The sequence below is a fragment of the Streptomyces sp. FH025 genome, assembly GCF_017427025.1.
In the GTDB taxonomy this organism is placed as follows: Bacteria; Actinomycetota; Actinomycetes; order Streptomycetales; family Streptomycetaceae; genus Kitasatospora.
Genome location: NZ_JAFLNG010001160.1, coordinates 1 through 1,341, shown reverse-complemented (window position 1 = coordinate 1,341; position 1,341 = coordinate 1). Strand labels below are relative to the sequence as shown.

The following is a 1,341-nucleotide window of genomic DNA, read 5'->3' as shown; positions in this document are numbered from 1 at the left end:
GCCTCGCCGCGACCGCCGCCGACATCGACCCGGCCCTGCTGCGCCGCCTGCTCACCGACGACGCCCTGACCCGCGCCGCGCGCGAGGTCAGTGCCGAGATCGCCACCATGCCGGGCCCGTCCGACGTGGCGGCACACCTCACCGGCATCGTCGCCACCGCGGTCTGAGACCGCCCTCGCGGGGCCCGGGTGCCCGGGCCCCGCGAGGAGGAACCAGAGGAGTTCCAGCGGTCATGACGCGGAAGGGTCCGGGTCGCGGACCAGGCGGAGGGCGGGGCGGCCGGGCCTGAGGGGTTCGAGGGACGTGCGTTCGGCCGCCATCTCGGCGAGCATGATCGCCGCCTCCTGGGCGCCCATCGCGCGGAACCGGGCCTTGCGCACCTCGTCGGCCTCCTCCACGCCCGGGTAGAGGACCAGGTAGAAGCCGCCCTGGTCGTCCTCCCAGCTGTAGGAGCGGTACTGCGGTGTCGTCTCGTCTGACACGGGGAACCTCCGGTCCTCGCGCTCGGGGTGACACACCGTAGAGGACGGATCCGTGCCCGGGGCAGGCGTGCGGCGGACCGACCGGGTGCTTCCCGTGCGGTGTGCGGCCGGCGCGCCCCGGGCCTCACCCGATCGGGGGAGGGGCGAGGGTCAGGAAGGAACCTCGATCGTGGCGAGCGAGGTGACGAGCAGGTCGATCTGCTGCTCCAGGTCCCTGATGGCTTCGTCGTCCGGAACGTCGAAGGCCAGGGGTATGGGGCCCCACCAGTAGTGCTCCGGCTCTCGGGGAGTGAACTCCTCGAAGCCGTCGGCGCGGAGGCGGGTGTTGATCCGCTCCATGATCCGTAGGTACGTCCGGTACAGGGACGTGTGGATGTCGCGGTCGGGACGTTTCGTGCTGAACTTGTCCGCGTGTCGACCGCACCCGTGATCCGTAGCGATGTCCCAGGCTCCTTCTCCTGGGGCGTGTTCCATGAGCGCCATCCGAAGCTCGTCCGGCAGGTGCTCGACGCGCTGCCGTACGGCCCGGCCGAGCGGGAGGCGGTGGAGCGGCTGCTGGCGGAGAGCACCACGGGCGTGCTGGAGCCGCCGCCGGCCGGCGCCCATGACCGTGACCGGTGGCTGGAGTGGGGCGAGGGGCTGTGGGGCCGGCCGTGGGGCGAGGTGCCGTTCCTGTGGGCGGAGAGCTACTTCTACCGGCGACTGCTGGAGGCCACCGGATACTTCGGGCCCGGGAGCTGGCGGGGCGTCGACCCGTTCGCGCCGTTCAAGGACGCCGAGTTGGGCGGGGCCGCAGTGGACGAGGAACTGGAAGCCCTGGGCGGGCTCGACGCTTTGCCGGACGCCAGGAGAGCGGAGG

Annotated in this window: 3 protein-coding genes; 1 reads left to right on the top strand and 2 read right to left on the bottom strand. The window is 72.3% G+C overall.

The window, feature by feature from the left end; all coding sequences use genetic code 11:
- Positions 1-230 precede the first annotated feature (230 nt).
- Both J0670_RS38130 and J0670_RS38125 read right to left on the bottom strand, forming a co-directional pair.
- Positions 231-482 (bottom strand): hypothetical protein, encoded by a 252-nt coding sequence (locus tag J0670_RS38130; protein ID WP_207817350.1) that lies wholly within the window; start codon positions 480-482, stop codon positions 231-233.
- 150 nt (positions 483-632) lie between these two features.
- Entirely contained in the window at positions 633-821 is a 189-nt protein-coding gene (locus J0670_RS38125; protein WP_207817349.1) for a hypothetical protein, read from the bottom strand.
- A gap of 72 nt (positions 822-893) precedes the next feature.
- Between J0670_RS38125 and J0670_RS38120 the strand changes: the two genes are divergently transcribed.
- On the top strand, positions 894-1,341 hold a 448-nt coding region (locus J0670_RS38120; protein WP_307806877.1), incomplete at its 3' end, for an ARMT1-like domain-containing protein.